A 16833-nucleotide genomic window follows, 5' to 3' on the forward strand; every position below is an offset into this window, starting at 1 on the left:
CCTTTATAAAAAATACATATGTCGTGGACCTTTTGAGAATGAAATAAATATGCAAAAATGATTGCAGGGGGTAAGGAATTGTTTAAGGATTTTAAAGTTGTTAAAGATCGTCCTGTTTATATTCAATTGAAAGATTATTTGAAGAAGATGATTATGAAAGGGCATTTGCTCGGGGATCAAAAAATCCCATCAACAAGGGAACTAAGTGAATTACTAAGTGTGAGTAGAAACACTGTACTCGCTGCTTATGCAGATTTAGAGCAAGAAGGACTCATTTATGCAGTTAAAGGAAAAGGGAACTTTGTTGCGAAGGTGGATATATCTAACACTTCATCTGTTGAAATAGATTGGAAAAATAAACTTAATACAGTGACCGCATTAGCGGATGAATTAGATTTAATGAAACATGGTGTTCGTTGGGAAAAGGGAATGATTGTTTTTAATAGTATAGCCCCAGATGAGAAGCTATTTGATGTTGAAAATTTCAAAAGAGCTTTTCTTACTCGTATGTCCATTGAAGGAGACATCGTATTGAACTACGGATATGCAAAGGGATATAGACCGTTAATGAATTATTTACTTCATTACATGGAAATGAAAGGTGTAGACATTTCGAATAAAGATATTCTAATTACAAATGGATTTACAGAAGGATTGGATATTGTACTCTCTTCTTTATCAAAAAAATCCGGTCGTGTCATTTGTGAAAATCCAACTCACCACGCTGCACTTAAGCTTTTCCGTTTACATGGACTTGAAGTTCATGGGATTGATATGCATGAGGATGGTATTGATACGAATGAAGTTGAAAAAAGTTTGCGTGAAAAAGATTTTGATTTTGCTTATTTAATTCCTTCTTATCATAATCCAACCGGTATTGTTACGAGTTCAGAGAAAAGAACGGAATTGATGAGGTTATTCTCAAAATACAACGTTCCTATTATAGAGGACGGATTTAATGAAGAATTACGTTATTCAGGTTCACATTTAGCTCCATTATTAACTTTTGCGGGAGCTGGCAATAATGTGATTTATATTAGTAGCTTTTCAAAGGTACTTTTCCCTGGTTTACGTGTAGGCTGGATTATTGCAGATAAAGAGCTGATTCATTATTTAGAAAGCGTAAAAAGAGCAAGAACGATTCACACATCTACGCTAGATCAAGCTGTTCTGTTTCAATATTTACATGAGGGATATTTTGAGAAATATTTAAAAAAGGCAAGATCTGTTTATAAGAAAAAATATGAGTTAGCTGTCGGGGCATGTAACCAGTACATTCATTTCAAAAGAATGACTGGAGATGGTGGACTTCATTTATTTATAGAACTAGAAGAGCATATGAATGCCCGCACACTTTTACAAAAGTGTTATGAGAAAGGCGTTACGTTTTCACCTGGAGATGTTTTTTACTCTGATGGAGAAGGAGCGAACACTTTCCGATTAGGGTTTTCGCGCTTGAAAGAAGAAGAAATAGTTCGGGGAATTAAAATAATTGGTGATACATTAAAAAATGAAATTTGGAGTTGAGAAAATGAAAATCGGTGTTATTATGGGCGGGGTATCGTCTGAAAAACAAGTTTCAATTATGACGGGGAATGAAATGATTGCTCATTTAGATAAAAATAAGTATGAAATAGTTCCAATTACATTAAATGAAAAAGTGGATTTAATTGAAAAAGCGAAAGACATTGACTTTGCGTTGCTCGCGTTACACGGAAAATACGGAGAAGATGGGACAGTTCAAGGAACACTGGAGAGTTTAGGGATTCCTTATAGCGGAAGTAATATGTTATCTAGCAGTATATGTATGGATAAAAATATTTCGAAAAAGATTTTACGTTATGAAGGTGTAGAAACACCAGATTGGATTGAACTTACAAAAATGGAGGATCTAAATCTTGATGAGTTAGATAAGTTAGGATTTCCATTAGTAGTAAAACCAAACTCTGGCGGATCGAGTGTCGGAGTGAAAATCGTTTATAATAAAAATGAATTGATCTCAATGCTAGAAACTGTATTCGAATGGGATTCTGAAGTAGTAATTGAGAAGTATATAAAAGGTGATGAAATTACATGTTCAATTCTGGATGGAAAACAGTTACCTATAGTTTCAATTCGACATGCAGCCGAGTTCTTTGACTACAATGCAAAATATGATGATACTAGTACAGTTGAGGAAGTTATCGAACTTCCAGCAGAAATTAATGAACGTGTAAATAAAGCGTCACTTGCTTGTTATAAAGCATTAAAATGTAGTGTTTATGCAAGAGTTGATATGATGGTGAAGGACGGAATTCCATATGTAATGGAAATTAATACATTACCAGGGATGACACAATCAAGTTTATTGCCAAAAAGTGCAGAAGCGGCGGGAATTAGTTATAGCGAACTATTAGATATGATTATTGAAACATCATTAAAAGTTAGAAAAGAAGAAGGGTTTTAAGGGAATTATATAACTAATTTTTTGACAGTTTCACGAAGTATGCTATGATGAATACATTATAAAAACAAAATATTTATCCACTAGGGGGGCCTTTTATAGGCTGAGATCAAATGTGATTTTGAGACTCTTAGTACCTGATCTGGTTAATGCCAGCGTAGGGAAGTGGGAAAGACGTTGCTATTTAATGAGTAAATAAATACTGTCGATTTCACTTTCTTTACGCCTGTAAAGAAAGTTTTTTTATTTTACAGCTTTAATAATTGTGGATAAATACTTATATTTTATACATTATTGGAGGGATTTAAATGACTTTTTCACAATCATTACGTAAAGAAGTAGATTCAATTTGGGAAGCGAGTTTTAACCATCCTTTTGTAAAAAAACTTGGTGAAGGAACGTTAGATTTAGCTAGTTTTCGCTATTATGTTCTTCAAGATTCATATTATTTGAGTCATTTTGCTAGAGTACAAACATTAGGAGCTGCAAAAGCTCTTGAATTAGAAACGACAGCTCGTATGGCACACCATGCCCAAAATACATATGAGGCGGAATTATCATTACATGAGAATTTTGCGAAGAAATTAGGGATAACAAAAGAAGAAAAAGATAATTTTATCCCTGCTCCAACTGCATACGCATATACTTCACATATGTATCGTGCTGCGTACGAAGGACATTTAGGCGATATCATTGCAGCAATTTTACCTTGCTATTGGTTGTATTATGAAATTGGCGAACGCTTAAAAGAGTGCCAGCCGGAAGAGCAAATTTATAACGAATGGATTTCTGCTTATGGATCTAATTGGTTCCGTACGCTAGTTGAAGAGCAAATTACACGTTTAGATACTATCGCTGAAAAAGTAACAGAGACAGACCGCAAGCGTATGAAACAGTATTTTATTATTAGCAGTCAATATGAATATTCATTTTGGGAAATGGCTTATACATTAGAAAAGTGGCCAGTGGATACAGACGTAAAAGACGTAATTGGATAAAGAATAGAAGTAATGTTATAGCTAGGTATGGATCATACCTAGCTATATGTTTTTTCTTGTCAAATTTGCGTAAAGTCATTAGTGCTACTGATATGGCGAAATAGAATATCGATAAGTTAGCTAATTTACTTGTCTACGAATTAACTGGATAAATTTCTGTCACATTTATTTTACAATCAAAGAACGTAAAGATTGGTGGTATGAAGTTAAATAAGAAAAGAAACCGGCTCTGTTAATTGTAACGGATTTGCTTTTTCTTTACGGGAATTTCTAAATCATCATGGAATGCTGTTCATACAATATACAAATATGCATATTGTATCTTTTTGAGTTCTTTATGTGTTAAAATCAAATATAGGGATATGGAAATATAAAGAACCAAAAGCAGGAATAGCCAATGAATTTTGAGAGGTGTTATATGTTTACAAATAAGAAATTAATTCGATTTGGTTTATCGTTGTTTGTATTTTTAGGGATAATTAATTTTACAATCAGCTATTTCCAAACATATCTTGAAACAGCAGCAGATATTAAATGGGTAATTCCAGAAATTTGGAAAACTATTTTGCTAGATGTTCCTCAAGGGATACTTGTTCTTTTAGGCGCAATTGCTTTATATGATTTCACAAAAGAGGCATCCAAAAAAGACGCATCAATCTAAATGTGTCTTTTTTCAATTAGCAATTTCATATAGAGATTTGCTGGAGAAATAGAATGAAAAGCCCTAATAAGGGCTTTTTTTGTTGGAATTTCTTAACCGTCATAAAAACTGGTCACTTGGAGGTGTTATAGCGAAAGCCATTTACAGTACAGAAAAATCTAAGCAGCAGACGGAAATATATAGGATATGGATCATAATTATTGAGAAATTAATTGAACTTAGTAAGTATGAAGATATGACGCTAGAATTCATATTTTTTAATTTTTATTTATCTCGCTATTTGCCGGACAGTAAGCCCCTCACCTCAAAATTCAGCGGAAGCAAAGAAGTTAGGTAGGGGATGAACAAAACCCTACTGATTAAATTTTCACTTTATAAAAATGAGCCCATAGTAAAAATAGGTATATGAACAAGGTGCATCATCTAGTGATAAGTCATACTTTGTTGGTGTACGTATTGAACTTAGTTTATAGCGCTATTTCTACTTAGATGTAACGAACAGGAATATAGGGAAGTATTGATGAGGTTGTATTTTATAAACGGAGGTTATGAAAATGAATCAGTTTCAACAAGAACTACAAGCGTTAAGCCTTAATGATTACCGGTCTGGAAATATTGTCTATTGGGACCAGCAAAACCAATATCCGTATTACTATATTGAAGATGCTGCTCGTCGCTGTGGCGGTTGTGGTCGTTGTGGCGGTTGTGGTGGAGGTCGTTGTGGCGGCTTCCGTTGTGGTGGCTTCCGTTGTATTGGTTGCTTCGGTTGTTTTGGTTGTGGAGGTTGTGGAGGTTGCGGAGGTTGTGCCGGCTGTGGTGGTTGCTCTAACTGTTTTGATGGTTTTACTGATACTACCGGTACTATTGTAACGTATGAATATTGATAACATCTATCTTGCTAGTTGCGGGTAGTAACATCCCAAAAAAAATTCAGCGAGAGCAAAGAGAAGTTAGGTGGCGGACTGCCCATAAAATCCCGATTGGTGAGAGCTGATTAAATTTTCACTTTATCAATTAAAAAACATTAGTTATATATGTACGTGCCGACAAAGAATATAGCCATTATTCATGGATATATTCAATCATTCAAGTAAAAGAGTAACAATAAGATATATAGATGTAATCAAGATGTGATGGATAAAGCAATGACTAGATTTAAAATCTAATCATTGTTTTTTTCTTATGGTTTTATCATTAAATATCTGTCTAGTTTGGGCATTGCTTCCTTCTAGCTAATGATTTTATTACAACCGTGTAAGGTTAATGTAATGTTAATCGATAGTAAAATAAGTTGCTTGAGTGTATTTTAAATAAGATTAAAAAGTACTGTTTATCTATAAAATAATTGGGTAAATAATATGTAATTAGGAAGTGTATGAATATGGTTGAACTAAAATCTATTTTCCATTCGTATAAACTAAAGAGAAAAATAGCTAAAGATTTATACGGAAAAAGAGATGAATTATCACTGTTATTAAATGAATTTAATAATATGAAATGTACAGTAACATCTGAAAAGAAGAAAAACAATATGTTATCTCGTTTGCAACTAATTTATGAAAATATGAAATTAGATAAGCAGTATCCTCTATCAGTTTCTTTTGATAGTAAATTATTGGAGCGATTAGAAAAAGAATCTGTACATACTATTGAGGATGGTGTAACATGTCTACATTTAATGTTAGATATGAATTATGAAAAAATAAAACAATATGGGTCGGGTACAAGTAGGTCATTCGTTCCATTATCGCAGTCCTCTATTTGTCTCGCTGATTGTATTTGTTTAACAGGATTTGTAGTAGGTTTACTAGGAGCAATTTCATTTGGAGGATTACTGTTATCTATATGTTCAGTCACATAACGCTTAATATTTGTAAAGAGAGCACCGATTTAAGGTGTTTTTTTAGTTTTTTGTAAATTTATTGTAAATTATAAGTACAATATACCAAGTAAATTGTATAATTCAAATGTATTGAAATATAAATGTAAGGGGGGTGCTGTATATGATAATTACTTTTAATTTTTAAAAGAGTCATTTTGATAATATTTTGTTTAGATAAATAGTTTTTACTTTTCTTTTAAATACTTCGTTTAAATGGATTAGATTAAGTAACTATTGTTCTAGCTTTTTGATAATCAAGACAATCGAAGAAAGGAATCATTTTATGAAAAAATTAAGGCTGCTAACATTTGAAAATATAGTAGAACCCCTTTTAAATGAAGAGGTATCATTTATATACTTTCCTATTGAATGGCTGGACATCGTAGAGATACATTATAAGACGTTTTTATTAACGAGTAAGTTGAAACGTTTGAATGAAAGATTATATGATATGTTTTCGGATATATTGTTTATTCAGCATAATCCGTATGTATTAAATGAAAATATACCATGGATTGTATCAAAAGAACCTATTAAACAAGAGCAACTCGATTATATTTTTCAAAGTTGGTATGAGATTATTCATGATTGGAAGCCAAATAGATTAGTAGAACCACCAAAATATGAATGGCAATCCGATTTGATTTCTAATTTGCCAGTACTACAAGATAATGAAACGTATTCTAAGTGGGTACCCGCTTTAATCTCACATATTTTTTGTGAGCGTCCTATATATTTAGAAAATACAAATGAAGAAGAAATCTATTTTTCTCCTCTTAGATCACAAAATATTTGTGAGGCGATGTCAGAGCCGATAAAAGATGAAAAAACACAAGATTTTTTCTCCTATGTATATCGATTCCAATGCATAACCCGTGGTGGTGAGAACGCTCCATTATTAAATATTTCAATAGGGATTCGGAGATTTTATCAAGAATATAAGATGATAGGTCAAACAAACCTTGATATGACAACGTTTGTTTGACTTTTTTTGATGAAATACAAACATTTTGCAAACATAGGTTATCCAAAGATACTTTTACCGAAGTTTTTAACTGCTTCTTCCTGCATATTCGGTAAAACATGAGAATAGACACTTAATGTCATTGAAATATCTGTATGACCTAATCGCTCACTGATGATTTTAGGGTTAACTCCTTGTTTTAATAGTAGAGTTGCGTGTGTATGTCTTAAATCATGGAATTTAATTTCTTTTATACCTACTTTGTGTGTTGTCCTAATAAAACTTTTTCTGAAATGTGCTCTTTTTATTATTCTTCCAAACTCATTACAATTTATTAAATCTTGATCTAGATAAGCAGAACCAAACTTTAATTTCTCTTTATTGATTAAAATTTTATGTTTTTTTAAGGCTGCTATTGTTTCATTAGGTACAGGAATGGTGCGTTTTGACGAATTTGTTTTTGCAGTTTTTTTGATTTTATTGTCATGACCAGATGTTTGATTTATTGTAACGGTATGTTTTTCAAAATCAATGTCCTGCCATCGTAATCCTAGAACTTCTCCCAGACGCATACCTGTAGTTATTGCAAGTAGATACCCAATGTGATATCGTGATTCTTGTGAATGAGCTAAAAACTTTTTTACTTCTTCCTCTGTCCAAGTCTGGATAGGGGTTTTTTCTTTTTTAGGTATCTCAGCAAAATCTGCTGGATTTCGAGAAATAATATTTTGTTTTACAGCTAGGTTTAAAGCACTCTTTAAAATTCTATGCATAAGCAGAATGGAATTATTTGTAATACCTTTATCTATCGCAGTCTTATAGCATTTTTGAATGTGCATAACATTTAATTTATGGAGTGCGACCATTCCTATACTAGGTATAACATGTTGGTTGATAAATGCCCTATAGCCAGCAAAGGTACTCTTTTGTATACTCATACTTTTAATTTCTAGCCAATGATTTAGGTAATCTTTTAGCGTAACTTTAGATGGCTCTATAAAAGTTCCTTCATTCAACTCTGTAATTTTCTTCGCCACATCAGCCTGTGCTTCTTTTTTTGTCTTATACCCAGAAAACCACTTCTGTCTTCTTTTTCCTGTCTCTGGATCAGGCCCGATATCAATAACAATACAATACTTATTTCCTCTTTTTCGAATATGTCCTTTCACTTAAAACACTCCTTCATTTGTTTTGAATCATGTTGTATAAGTCTAGTTGTAATTTTGCTGCTATGAAAATTACATGTTTGGACATATCAGCGATGGGTATATTTTACCATATTTAGATTGTTATTAAGGAATAAAAAAAGAGCCATAGGGCCTCTTTTTTTACTGTATACATGGAAATAAAATTAAAATTGTTTGATAAATAGCTGCAATAGTACATGTGGTGTGGTTGTTAAAACACTAACTAACCATAATATATATATTAAGTTTAATGAGTGGAAGAGGTATTATTATCCAATATAAAAGAATACTTTGTTATATTAATTATTAAACTTTCTCAATAATTTTCAGATTAGCAAATAAATAAAATTCCTAATTTTTGTGATATTATGAAAATAACTAAAAAATGGACATAAAAAAAGACCCATGACTGTGTAAGTGGTGCTGCAACACCCCTACACCGTCTCCCTAACCACAGTAGGGAAAACAACTGTCATAAGTCTTCGTACATTAGTATAACACACAACTTAGATATAATGACACGTTTCTCTGTAAATGTAAAAACTAGGGATGACGTGTCTTTTGTCCATAAGGAGGACAAAGATTGTGCAAGTTTTATTAGATTTTAACGATATGCAAGAAAGTCTAAAATCAACCGGTTATACAAATAGGAAGTTAGCGATGCGTTTTAAAGTAACACACACAACTGTAAATAGTTATTTTAATAAAAAGGGTAAATTTGATTTTATGCACTTTGTGGATGCACTTAGGTTATATAAGCCTAAAGATATTAAGTTTAGAAGAAACTGCATTAAAGAGTGCATACCAACGCTTTCACACAAAAATTTAAAATTGGCATTAGAAGTGTTAGATATGTTTGGAGAATATGAACTTCAAGATATGATTATGCAACGGATAAATAAATTTAAGAGCAACGAAACAGAGACCAAAAAAGAAATGAAAAAAGGTATTTCGAAAACAGTACGAATAAACTTAAACTTGGTTCCTTTATACCAAACATTGCGAGAAAGAAGTGAAAATACAATTACATCTAAGGTGTTCTTTGAGAAAGTTGATAAAATGAGAAAAAATCAAAAATATATTGATAATGAACTTGTAATAATGTTGATTCTAAACACAATATATTCTTTTTTTGATTTAGGTAATTACAAGATGGTGAATGAATATATTCAACAATTATTACCTGATATTATAAAAATTAAATGTCGCTCTTTAAGAGATTCATTTTTGTTAAGAATAAAAGAAATGGAGATTTTTGTGAATCTTCATGAAAATAAGTTAAGAGAATCTCGTCAACAATGTTTTGATATAATAAACGACGAGACAAATTGTTATGTCAGTACTAAGGCGGTAGCGTATTGTAAAATTGGAGAAAGTTATGTTTTCTCCGATTATCAGAAAGCTAAAGAGTACATGGAAAAGTCACTAAAAGTTATTGGTGATCCACCTAATAAGAAACTAGAATTAAGGAGAGAAAAAGTATTTAATACACTTTTGTTTTTAAGGATATACCATAAGAGAGACTTACATACTATTAACTTTGATGATTTAGATGAAGCCGAGAGAGCTTTTTTATATGTAAGGTTAGGTGAGAATGAAAAAGCAATTAGAATTTTACAGACCTTAAAAAGTAACAACGGGTATCTTAGTAGTTTTCAATTGTATTATATGGGGCTCGCGGTTGGAGGCAAAGAAGGGAAGAGATACTTAGAACTATCCCTTGAAAGTTTTTCTAAATCAGGTGATTTCTTCTATATGTTTCTACCAAAAGAAGCATTGAAATGTTATAATTAAACTATACATAAAAGGTGGTGAGGCACTTGAAAAATAAGTTTGTAAAAGTAGTGTTATCTATTGTAGTTGTAACTTGTCTTTCTATCACAGCTTTTCAAGTGACAGAAAAAGATAAAGTACAAAGCGCTAAAGAACAAAAAACAATTTTATACATGATTGATCCAGGTCCCGGAGGCGGATAATTATATAAATACAAGAAATGACACTATCTATTAGATAGTGTCATTTCTGCTTTAAAGGGAATGGAAACATTTTAACTGGAACGACAAAAACTTTCCACTTTTAGAAAGTCCACGTATAAATAACAGGATGCAAGGGGGAACTAGTAGTGACAAAAGAAGAAATTGTAATGCTATTCTTAGATACAGTAAAGGAATTCGCTCCTGAAAAATTAGAGGAATATATTGCAGAGATTAAAAAAAATAGCCTATCCTAATTCGAGGGGCTATTTTTCCATTTTCTTATGATGTTTATTCAGGGCTTGAGCGATAGCTAACATCTGGTCTAATGCCATATCTTCTTTATCTTTTGGAAGAGGTTCTAGCCATGCCATAATTTCTTTAAATTTCTCGTATTTATTATCATCCTGGTTTGCTTCGTTATTTTCCCCATATAAGTAGTTCACAGGAACGGAAAATCTTTTCGCTATTTTTTCTATTGTCTCACGGCTCGGGAAGGCTTTTCCATTTTCGAATTTTGAAACGGTACCCTTAGTAAGGTCTACTTCTTTACCAAATTGTTCTTGGTTCATTTTATGTTCTAAACGAATTTGTTTTATTCTATCTTTCATATCCATAAAAAAACTCCCCTTATTAAGACTTTTCGGTAATCCTAAATCCTATTAAGTTTATTATAAAGTTTCCTGACAAGAAACGTAAAGAATAAAAAAGTTTCCTATTCTGAAATTTTTTATAAAAAACACTTGAAGTTTCATACAATGAAACATATAATGGACTTGTAAGCATCAGAAGGGAGTGATCAGATGCAAACCGATACACCTAAAACAGAACTTCAAAAAGCATTTGAAGAATCTGGACTTAAATATCATGAACTAGCTAAAAGGGTAGGGATATCGAAGTCATACTGTTATAAAATAATCAATTGGAATTTAAGGGTTTACTATGATGTAGCAGTTAATATATCTAAAGTATTGGGAAAGGAAACAACTATATTATTTAAGGAACAAGAAAAAAATTTTAAACAATAAGTTTCACTGTATGAAACTAATTTAAAAGGAGTGAAAGAAAATGGGCTTAGAACAATTTATTAAAGAATCTATTCGTGAAATTGTAAGAGAGGAAATCAGATCAGCAATAGCTGACTTACAACAACAATCACAACCAAATAAGGTTATGCGAGTGAAAGAAGCCGCAGCTTATCTCAACATTGCGGTTTGCAGAGTGTATGAATTAGCAAATCACCCGAGGTTTCCAGTAATAAGAGAAGGGCGTAAACTACTTTTTCTGCAAAAGGATTTAGAAGCTTGGCTTGAGGCACAAAAGGAGGTGATTTAGTGGAAGATACAACATCATTAGTTATATTTGCAATGTTTATCGCATGTAGTACATGGTTGCTTTACATTACTTACGAACCAATAAAACAATGGGCTTGGAGTGACGTAGAACAAAATAAAAAGACCCACGGCAATGGGTCCTTTTCTAAAAAATAAGTTGTTCTAAGTATACCACGGAAAGTAGGGAAATAGTACATGGATTTAATCGAATATCAAGTGCTATTACCTAATAAGTTTTGGGACTTAGCAAAAAGCAAAGATGAATTAAAACAGATGATACAGCAATATTTCAGTATTTGTTATCCGCATTATAGAATTCAACGAATTATCAAAAGCGGACAAGCATATATTGCAATTTGTACTAGGAGGGAAAAAGATGGCGATATTTAGACAAGTACACACTTCATTTTGGAATGATGTGAAAGTGCAAGAAGATTTCACACCAGAAGATAAGTACTTTTTCTTATATTTATTAACTAACCCACAAACTAAACAAATTGGTGTGTATCAAATAACAAAAAAACAAATGGCTTTTGAAACAGGTTATTCACATGAAACTATAAAGGCTTTGATGCAACGTTTCGAAGACTATCACAAGATAATAAAATATGATAATGAAACCAGAGAATTAGTCATTTTTAATTGGGGGAAATATAACCTAAAAAAAGCTGGAAAACCAGTTGAAGATTTAATAAAGAAAGAATTAAAAGAAGTGAAAAATATATCTTTGTTGATTCCAATCTGCAAACATATAGAGCAAAAGTCCATAAAAAAGCTAATTGAAACATTTATTCACGACTCGTATAACGATACGTTAACGAATCGTGGCACGATTTGGGGACAAGAAGAAGAACAAGAACAAGAAAAAGAAAAAGAAATAGAAATAGAAAAAGAAGAAAAAAAAGAAAAAGAAGAAAAAGAAGAAAAAGAAGGACCTTTAGTAGTAGAAAATCTCGCAATCGATTTTTATATGAAAAATTTCGGACATATCTCTCCATTCATGGGAGAAGAAATTAATCAATGGATAGATGAGCTTAATCAATCGTTAGTAGTTGAAGCAATGAAAATCACTTTAGAAAACAATAAACGTAATTGGTCTTATACAAAAGGAATTCTAAAAGATTGGCATCAACAAGGCTTTAAAACAATTCAAGATGTAGAAGTAGCACAAGCATCATTTCGAAGACAACAACAAAGCAAAAAACGTACTGGTAAAGGTTATGCTAATCGAACTGAAGTTGTACCAGATTGGTTACATCAACAGAAAGAACTTAAACCAGTGCAACAACAACCACAGCAAGCTTCAATTGAGGATCTCGAGGATAATAAGAAACGTTTGGATGAGATTCTAAATAAATATAAAAATACTAAAGGGGAGTAAGATATGAAATACACAGGTGTTGCAAGAAAAGTGGACGAGCTAGGTCGTGTAGTAATTCCAGTAGAGTTACGCAGAACTTTAGGTATTACCGAAGGAATCGCACTAGATTTTCATGTCGATGGTAAAAACATTGTTTTAAGAAAACATGAAAAGTCATGCTTTGTCACGGGGGAAGTTTCTGAAACCAACATAGAGTTGCTAGGTGGCAGAATGTTTTTAAGCAAGGAAGGGGTAATTGAATTACTGGATCTTATTCAGAAGAGTGGGATGGCACATGCCTAAGCAACTAAACATTTTCGATGTAGAGCCAGCAATTTGTGAGTTCGATGTAATGAAGGCAAATGTAAAAAGAGGAATGGGACGCGTTACATATGCAGATGTACGTGTCCAAGTTCCAAGAAATGCAAAGGGTACGGATGAATTACCACGCACAACTAAACAAGATGATCGCTATGACATCTTTGAACAATATGTAATAGCAATATGGAGATTCCAACGAGCTTTAGATAAATTTTTTAATTGGGATACAGCTGAAGAATTGTGTAAGGCAGCAAGGGATAAAAAAGAAATAATTCCGGTACGGATTTACTTAGGAAGTGGATTTAAGCCTGATGTTGTCGAATACATGCGGTAGTAAAAGGGAGAGGAACATATGAGAAAAATAGAAATTGATGTTAGCAGCAACAAACTTTTAATAGTTAAGGATGGAAATGTTACAGCATTCAATCCACCGGGAAGTGGGTTTGGTGAGCAAGTGGCGGTTTGGATAAACGGTAAGGTTGATCGTGTGGATACTAAGTTTACTGAAAAGATAAAATAATCGTTTTTAGAAAGTAGGTTCGCTTATGAGTGTAGCAAGAAATCATGAAGCGATGAAGGAATCACGGTTAAAAATATACATCGCTTTAGAAGAAGCTAACTTCATTTGGGATGAAAGAGATGTAGTACGTTTTCGTGAAATGTGGAGTCAAGGTATGAGCTTGCCGAAGATGGCAAAAACGTTAAGGAGACACCAAGCGGAAGTTGCGCTTCTTGTAATAGATCAAGCTGATAAGTATTTAATTGAAAATCGTCCGATAGGATTAGGGATTTGCTAAATAGGAAGGGGAAATCAAAATGAACATTATGGAAAATGGTGTATTAGAAGCAACTAAATTAATGAGTGAAGCAAAAAATGAGGAACAAGTTATAAATGAAGCTACAGTTTTACAGATTGCAAGTATCTTATCGATTGATGAATTAAATGATTATCAGGAAGCAACTTTACGAACTTGGAATAACAAAACTGATTTTGGAGGACGAGTTTCGAATGCAGCTTTAGGACTTACAGGCGAAGCTGGTGAAGTTGCCGATATTGTAAAAAAAGCAATTTATCATGGACATGGTTTCCAACCATCGCATTGTCCAGGAGAAGAGGACGGAAACACTTATAAATTAGCCTTAGAGCTTGGAGATATTCTGTATTATTTATCAATTATGGCGCACGAACTGGGATATACGTTACAAGATATTGCTGAAATGAATATTGCAAAATTAGCTAAAAGATATCCTGATGGTTTTAGTCGAGAAGCAAGTCAAACACGTGTAGGTGTAAAGTAAGACCAAATTTGAATTTTATTAAGAAATGGGGAATCAAAGTGAAAGATGTAAAGATAGAAATCATTTGTGGAAGTTTACGTATTTTTGTAGATGGAACTGTTATTGGGAATGTATCTGACGAGATTGGAAAAGTGGTTACAGAAAATTTATTAATAAATTTGGATCAAGCTGGAGCTATTAACCTAACTATTGAAAACTGAACAAAAGCGTTATTTTAAAATTAAAGAGCGCCCAAGGGAGCGCTCTTCGATCAAGACAATATTGAAAAATACTCGGTAATATATGTAATCTTTTTAGCTTTGTGAGATTAATCAAAAGTTTTTCGACTTGTTTTTGGATGGTATTACATTTTGTTCTATTTTTTCATAAAGATTAAGTAATTGTTTGATGAATGTAATTTTCGGTGTTAACCAATATGAAAATAGTGCTGAAATAATTCCTATTAAAGCTCCTGTTATGACATCGAAAGGATAATGAACTCCTACCCAAATACGAGAAATAGCTACGCAGAATGCAAGCACAAGCCATAACCATCTAGCCTTTTTACGAACAAGCCAGAATGAAAAACAAATTGAAAAAAATAGAATCGTATGGTCGCTAGGAAATGAATTATCTACTGCATGATCGACAAGTTTATTAACATTAGGTAAAACTGCAAATGGCTGATAATTCAAGTGCAATTTTCCTGCTAACTTTCCAATAATTTCAGCAGTTAAGAAAGCAGCCATTGCTTGAATAATCATCATTTTATTTTTTCTAGATTGAGTAAACCAATAAGCCATAATAATTAAACCTAAAAAATACACCATATATTCCGCCAAAAATACCATAGTTGAGTTTAGGGATGAATATTGCTTCCCTAAATCATTGATAGCTCGAAAAGCATCAATATTTAATTGAGAAAAAGACATTTTTAAATCGCTCCTTATTGTGTGTCTATAACTTTATTATGTGAAAAATTTTTAAACTGAGGCTTAACAGTCTCTTAATTAATTCTTAACAATTCTTGTTTGTGTATAAGGAAAATTATAGTAGAGAGTTTATAGTGAAAAAATTGATTTTAGTGACATTAGTATTACAAAACTGTAAGGATTAGCTCATTAAAGATTTTTAATAAAATAGTTATTTGACTAAAGAAAAAACATGCACAAAAATTGCGCATGTATAATAAAAAGCTATGTCTTGTCTATGTAAATATATGCTTAACTAATATAAACCGTGAGTATGTTTGAGGAAAATTTTTATTTACAAATATAAAGAGCGCGTTTTAAGGCGCTCCATGACCAAACTAAAATTGAAAAAAGAATACCACATGATATTTTATGTGTGTTCTTAATAAATGTGCAGTTTAAAAAATCTTTCTTTTGCACAACAAAGCAGCTAGTTAATAAAACTAACTGCTTGTTGTACAAAAGAAACGCTGCGCTTACAGAAATAGTTTGTAACTTTAAGTTACAAAAATAGTATGAACAGGGTTAAAAATGTTATTCAGAAATGAAAAAAAATAAAAAAGAGCACCATGCATAAGTGCTCTTTAAGATAGGAGGTAACACTTTGAGCTGGATGTTTAGGTTGAAATTATATGATGTAGAAAAGAAATAAGAACCTAATCTTAATATTAATGCAATATAAAAAAGCAGCTAGCAAAGGCCAACTGCTATAAGAACATTACATCCACGAATTTAAGGAGTATAAATATTTCGTGAGTTTTGTATAGTATGGACAAAAATATTAGGTTTATGTAATGAAAATTAAAATGGAGCGGTTAATTGCATTAGCTGCTCCATTCGATACAATCTGGGTAAGAAGCAGATTGTATTGTGATTAGTATTAGCAGAATATTGAATTTTATTCAGCTCTTTAACAAAATCCTTATTTGAAAATTAAAGAACGCCTTGGAAGAAGGCCTTCTACGACTAAGGAGTTTATCGAAAATGATTCATAATGAGATGATCATGGTTATTGTATGTACGTTTCTAATGTATGTGAAGTCTCTATATTTCATAACAACGGTAAAAGAGCACGCATATAAGCATGCTCTTTGACAAGAAAGGTAGATTTCTATAAGTGGATGCCTCCATACACCAATATATGCTTGTCCAGTTAAAAGGTGAAAATTTTTAATAAAATAGTTACTTTATAACTCCAAATAAAAGAATCCGTTCGTTACAAACGGATTCTTCCCACAAGGTCTGCAAGAAATTCAAGGTAACTGGACCAGAGCAACCTGTGAAATTCCTTGTGATAATACTGTATGCAAATGAATCAAAATGGTTAATGGAAACTAAACAAAAACTTATTTTAAAGTTAAAGAGCGCCTTGTAGAGCGCTCCTTATGCCTAATTATAAATACTTATGTTCGATCTTAGATTAATTTCTTACTTGGAGAAATTAAATGCTCTTAAACAAAG

23 protein-coding genes and 1 riboswitch are annotated in these 16833 nt (G+C 32.2%); of the genes, 20 read left to right on the forward strand and 3 right to left on the reverse strand.

All coding sequences use genetic code 11. The features are described from left to right. Positions 1-78: 78 nt before the first annotated feature. The 7 genes from pdxR to D1166_RS25600 all read left to right on the forward strand — a co-directional run bounded on the left by pdxR (position 79) and on the right by D1166_RS25600 (position 6969). Positions 79-1527 carry a MocR-like pyridoxine biosynthesis transcription factor PdxR gene (gene pdxR / locus D1166_RS25560; RefSeq protein ID WP_000471610.1) on the forward strand — a complete coding sequence of 483 codons (1449 nt, stop codon included), beginning with the start codon at positions 79-81 and terminating at the stop codon, positions 1525-1527. A gap of 4 nt (positions 1528-1531) precedes the next feature. Beyond that, positions 1532-2446: a D-alanine--D-alanine ligase gene (locus tag D1166_RS25565; RefSeq protein ID WP_002063153.1), complete on the forward strand. Its 915-nt coding sequence runs from the start codon at positions 1532-1534 to the stop codon at positions 2444-2446. Between the two features lie 72 nt (positions 2447-2518). Beyond that, positions 2519-2624: riboswitch (TPP riboswitch) on the forward strand. 127 nt (positions 2625-2751) lie between these two features. Then, positions 2752-3441, forward strand: a complete 690-nt coding sequence (tenA, locus tag D1166_RS25570) for a thiaminase II (protein ID WP_098318732.1) — start codon at positions 2752-2754, stop codon at positions 3439-3441. A gap of 397 nt (positions 3442-3838) precedes the next feature. Next, the gene (locus D1166_RS25580) at positions 3839-4102 is read left to right on the forward strand and encodes a DUF3937 family protein (RefSeq protein WP_002101034.1); all 264 of its coding nucleotides are present in this window, start codon (positions 3839-3841) and stop codon (positions 4100-4102) included. Between the two features lie 554 nt (positions 4103-4656). Further along, a complete protein-coding gene (locus tag D1166_RS25590; RefSeq protein WP_118043479.1) occupies positions 4657-4986 on the forward strand; it encodes a heterocycloanthracin/sonorensin family bacteriocin in 330 nt (109 codons plus the stop codon). 491 nt (positions 4987-5477) lie between these two features. Further along, positions 5478-5963: a homoserine dehydrogenase gene (locus tag D1166_RS25595; protein WP_098318735.1), complete on the forward strand. Its 486-nt coding sequence runs from the start codon at positions 5478-5480 to the stop codon at positions 5961-5963. Positions 5964-6267: 304 nt separating this feature from the next. Then, a complete protein-coding gene (locus D1166_RS25600; RefSeq protein WP_098318736.1) occupies positions 6268-6969 on the forward strand; it encodes a pPIWI_RE module domain-containing protein in 702 nt (233 codons plus the stop codon). A gap of 38 nt (positions 6970-7007) precedes the next feature. Here D1166_RS25600 and D1166_RS25605 read toward each other — a convergent pair whose 3' ends face one another. Beyond that, positions 7008-8117 (reverse strand): site-specific integrase, encoded by a 1110-nt coding sequence (locus D1166_RS25605; RefSeq protein WP_098318737.1) that lies wholly within the window; start codon positions 8115-8117, stop codon positions 7008-7010. 603 nt (positions 8118-8720) lie between these two features. On the opposite strand from D1166_RS25605, the gene D1166_RS25610 reads away from it, so the two are divergent. Further along, on the forward strand, positions 8721-9929 hold the full coding sequence (locus tag D1166_RS25610; protein WP_098318738.1) for an AimR family lysis-lysogeny pheromone receptor: 1209 nt from the start codon (positions 8721-8723) through the stop codon (positions 9927-9929). A gap of 26 nt (positions 9930-9955) precedes the next feature. After that, a complete protein-coding gene (locus D1166_RS31380) occupies positions 9956-10111 on the forward strand; it encodes a hypothetical protein (RefSeq protein ID WP_165851675.1) in 156 nt (51 codons plus the stop codon). A 263-nt stretch (positions 10112-10374) separates the two neighbouring features. On the opposite strand, the gene D1166_RS25615 is transcribed toward D1166_RS31380, so the two are convergent. Continuing rightward, the gene (locus D1166_RS25615) at positions 10375-10725 is read right to left on the reverse strand and encodes a helix-turn-helix domain-containing protein (RefSeq protein WP_086396617.1); all 351 of its coding nucleotides are present in this window, start codon (positions 10723-10725) and stop codon (positions 10375-10377) included. Between the two features lie 186 nt (positions 10726-10911). Here D1166_RS25615 and D1166_RS25620 point away from each other — a divergent pair, with 186 nt between their 5' ends. Genes D1166_RS25620 through D1166_RS31390 form a run of 11 tightly spaced genes read left to right on the forward strand, consistent with a single transcriptional unit; the run spans position 10912 to position 14622 of the window. Continuing rightward, entirely contained in the window at positions 10912-11136 is a 225-nt protein-coding gene (locus tag D1166_RS25620) for a helix-turn-helix domain-containing protein (protein ID WP_001192731.1), read from the forward strand. A 40-nt stretch (positions 11137-11176) separates the two neighbouring features. Next, on the forward strand, positions 11177-11443 hold the full coding sequence (locus tag D1166_RS25625; RefSeq protein ID WP_097952063.1) for a helix-turn-helix domain-containing protein: 267 nt from the start codon (positions 11177-11179) through the stop codon (positions 11441-11443). Further along, complete coding sequence (locus D1166_RS31385; RefSeq protein WP_097952064.1) at positions 11443-11598, forward strand: hypothetical protein; 156 nt, start codon at positions 11443-11445, stop codon at positions 11596-11598. The genes D1166_RS25625 and D1166_RS31385 overlap by 1 nt, the downstream gene beginning before the upstream one ends. A gap of 39 nt (positions 11599-11637) precedes the next feature. Then, positions 11638-11832 (forward strand): hypothetical protein, encoded by a 195-nt coding sequence (locus tag D1166_RS25630; RefSeq protein ID WP_098673271.1) that lies wholly within the window; start codon positions 11638-11640, stop codon positions 11830-11832. Further along, the gene (locus tag D1166_RS25635) at positions 11819-12823 is read left to right on the forward strand and encodes a DnaD domain-containing protein (RefSeq protein WP_098318740.1); all 1005 of its coding nucleotides are present in this window, start codon (positions 11819-11821) and stop codon (positions 12821-12823) included. The genes D1166_RS25630 and D1166_RS25635 overlap by 14 nt, the downstream gene beginning before the upstream one ends. 3 nt (positions 12824-12826) lie before the next feature. Next, positions 12827-13105, forward strand: a complete 279-nt coding sequence (locus D1166_RS25640; RefSeq protein WP_061113074.1) for an AbrB/MazE/SpoVT family DNA-binding domain-containing protein — start codon at positions 12827-12829, stop codon at positions 13103-13105. After that, positions 13098-13457, forward strand: a complete 360-nt coding sequence (locus D1166_RS25645; protein WP_098318741.1) for a cell division protein SepF — start codon at positions 13098-13100, stop codon at positions 13455-13457. The genes D1166_RS25640 and D1166_RS25645 overlap by 8 nt, the downstream gene beginning before the upstream one ends. 18 nt (positions 13458-13475) lie before the next feature. Continuing rightward, a complete protein-coding gene (locus D1166_RS25650; RefSeq protein WP_064774789.1) occupies positions 13476-13643 on the forward strand; it encodes a DUF3954 domain-containing protein in 168 nt (55 codons plus the stop codon). A gap of 25 nt (positions 13644-13668) precedes the next feature. Next, the gene (locus tag D1166_RS25655) at positions 13669-13920 is read left to right on the forward strand and encodes a hypothetical protein (protein WP_061113076.1); all 252 of its coding nucleotides are present in this window, start codon (positions 13669-13671) and stop codon (positions 13918-13920) included. 19 nt (positions 13921-13939) lie between these two features. Next, positions 13940-14422, forward strand: coding sequence for a nucleoside triphosphate pyrophosphohydrolase family protein (locus tag D1166_RS25660; RefSeq protein ID WP_097861958.1), 483 nt, complete (start codon positions 13940-13942; stop codon positions 14420-14422). Positions 14423-14460: 38 nt separating this feature from the next. After that, on the forward strand, positions 14461-14622 hold the full coding sequence (locus D1166_RS31390; RefSeq protein ID WP_165851676.1) for a hypothetical protein: 162 nt from the start codon (positions 14461-14463) through the stop codon (positions 14620-14622). A gap of 111 nt (positions 14623-14733) precedes the next feature. Here D1166_RS31390 and D1166_RS25665 read toward each other — a convergent pair whose 3' ends face one another. Continuing rightward, positions 14734-15333, reverse strand: coding sequence for an undecaprenyl-diphosphatase (locus D1166_RS25665; RefSeq protein ID WP_098318742.1), 600 nt, complete (start codon positions 15331-15333; stop codon positions 14734-14736). Positions 15334-16833 lie beyond the last annotated feature (1500 nt).

The organism is Bacillus sp. ISO11 (assembly GCF_003458115.1).
GTDB classification, from domain to species: Bacteria; Bacillota; Bacilli; order Bacillales; family Bacillaceae_G; genus Bacillus_A; species Bacillus_A cereus.

What these genes read in the sequence shown, in the direction of transcription:
- D1166_RS25565 (WP_002063153.1), top strand. Translation starts at nt 1,532, where the DNA reads ATGAAAATCGGTGTTATTATGGGCGGGGTATCGTCTGAAAAACAAGTT.
- tenA (WP_098318732.1), top strand. Translation starts at nt 2,752, where the DNA reads ATGACTTTTTCACAATCATTACGTAAAGAAGTAGATTCAATTTGGGAA.
- D1166_RS25580 (WP_002101034.1), top strand. Translation starts at nt 3,839, where the DNA reads ATGAATTTTGAGAGGTGTTATATGTTTACAAATAAGAAATTAATTCGA.
- D1166_RS25590 (WP_118043479.1), top strand. Translation starts at nt 4,657, where the DNA reads ATGAATCAGTTTCAACAAGAACTACAAGCGTTAAGCCTTAATGATTAC.
- D1166_RS25595 (WP_098318735.1), top strand. Translation starts at nt 5,478, where the DNA reads ATGAATATGGTTGAACTAAAATCTATTTTCCATTCGTATAAACTAAAG.
- D1166_RS25600 (WP_098318736.1), top strand. Translation starts at nt 6,268, where the DNA reads ATGAAAAAATTAAGGCTGCTAACATTTGAAAATATAGTAGAACCCCTT.
- D1166_RS25615 (WP_086396617.1), bottom strand. Translation starts at nt 10,725, where the DNA reads ATGGATATGAAAGATAGAATAAAACAAATTCGTTTAGAACATAAAATG.
- D1166_RS25620 (WP_001192731.1), top strand. Translation starts at nt 10,912, where the DNA reads ATGCAAACCGATACACCTAAAACAGAACTTCAAAAAGCATTTGAAGAA.
- D1166_RS25625 (WP_097952063.1), top strand. Translation starts at nt 11,177, where the DNA reads ATGGGCTTAGAACAATTTATTAAAGAATCTATTCGTGAAATTGTAAGA.
- D1166_RS25630 (WP_098673271.1), top strand. Translation starts at nt 11,638, where the DNA reads ATGGATTTAATCGAATATCAAGTGCTATTACCTAATAAGTTTTGGGAC.
- D1166_RS25635 (WP_098318740.1), top strand. Translation starts at nt 11,819, where the DNA reads ATGGCGATATTTAGACAAGTACACACTTCATTTTGGAATGATGTGAAA.
- D1166_RS25640 (WP_061113074.1), top strand. Translation starts at nt 12,827, where the DNA reads ATGAAATACACAGGTGTTGCAAGAAAAGTGGACGAGCTAGGTCGTGTA.
- D1166_RS25645 (WP_098318741.1), top strand. Translation starts at nt 13,098, where the DNA reads ATGCCTAAGCAACTAAACATTTTCGATGTAGAGCCAGCAATTTGTGAG.
- D1166_RS25650 (WP_064774789.1), top strand. Translation starts at nt 13,476, where the DNA reads ATGAGAAAAATAGAAATTGATGTTAGCAGCAACAAACTTTTAATAGTT.
- D1166_RS25655 (WP_061113076.1), top strand. Translation starts at nt 13,669, where the DNA reads ATGAGTGTAGCAAGAAATCATGAAGCGATGAAGGAATCACGGTTAAAA.
- D1166_RS25660 (WP_097861958.1), top strand. Translation starts at nt 13,940, where the DNA reads ATGAACATTATGGAAAATGGTGTATTAGAAGCAACTAAATTAATGAGT.
- D1166_RS25665 (WP_098318742.1), bottom strand. Translation starts at nt 15,333, where the DNA reads ATGTCTTTTTCTCAATTAAATATTGATGCTTTTCGAGCTATCAATGAT.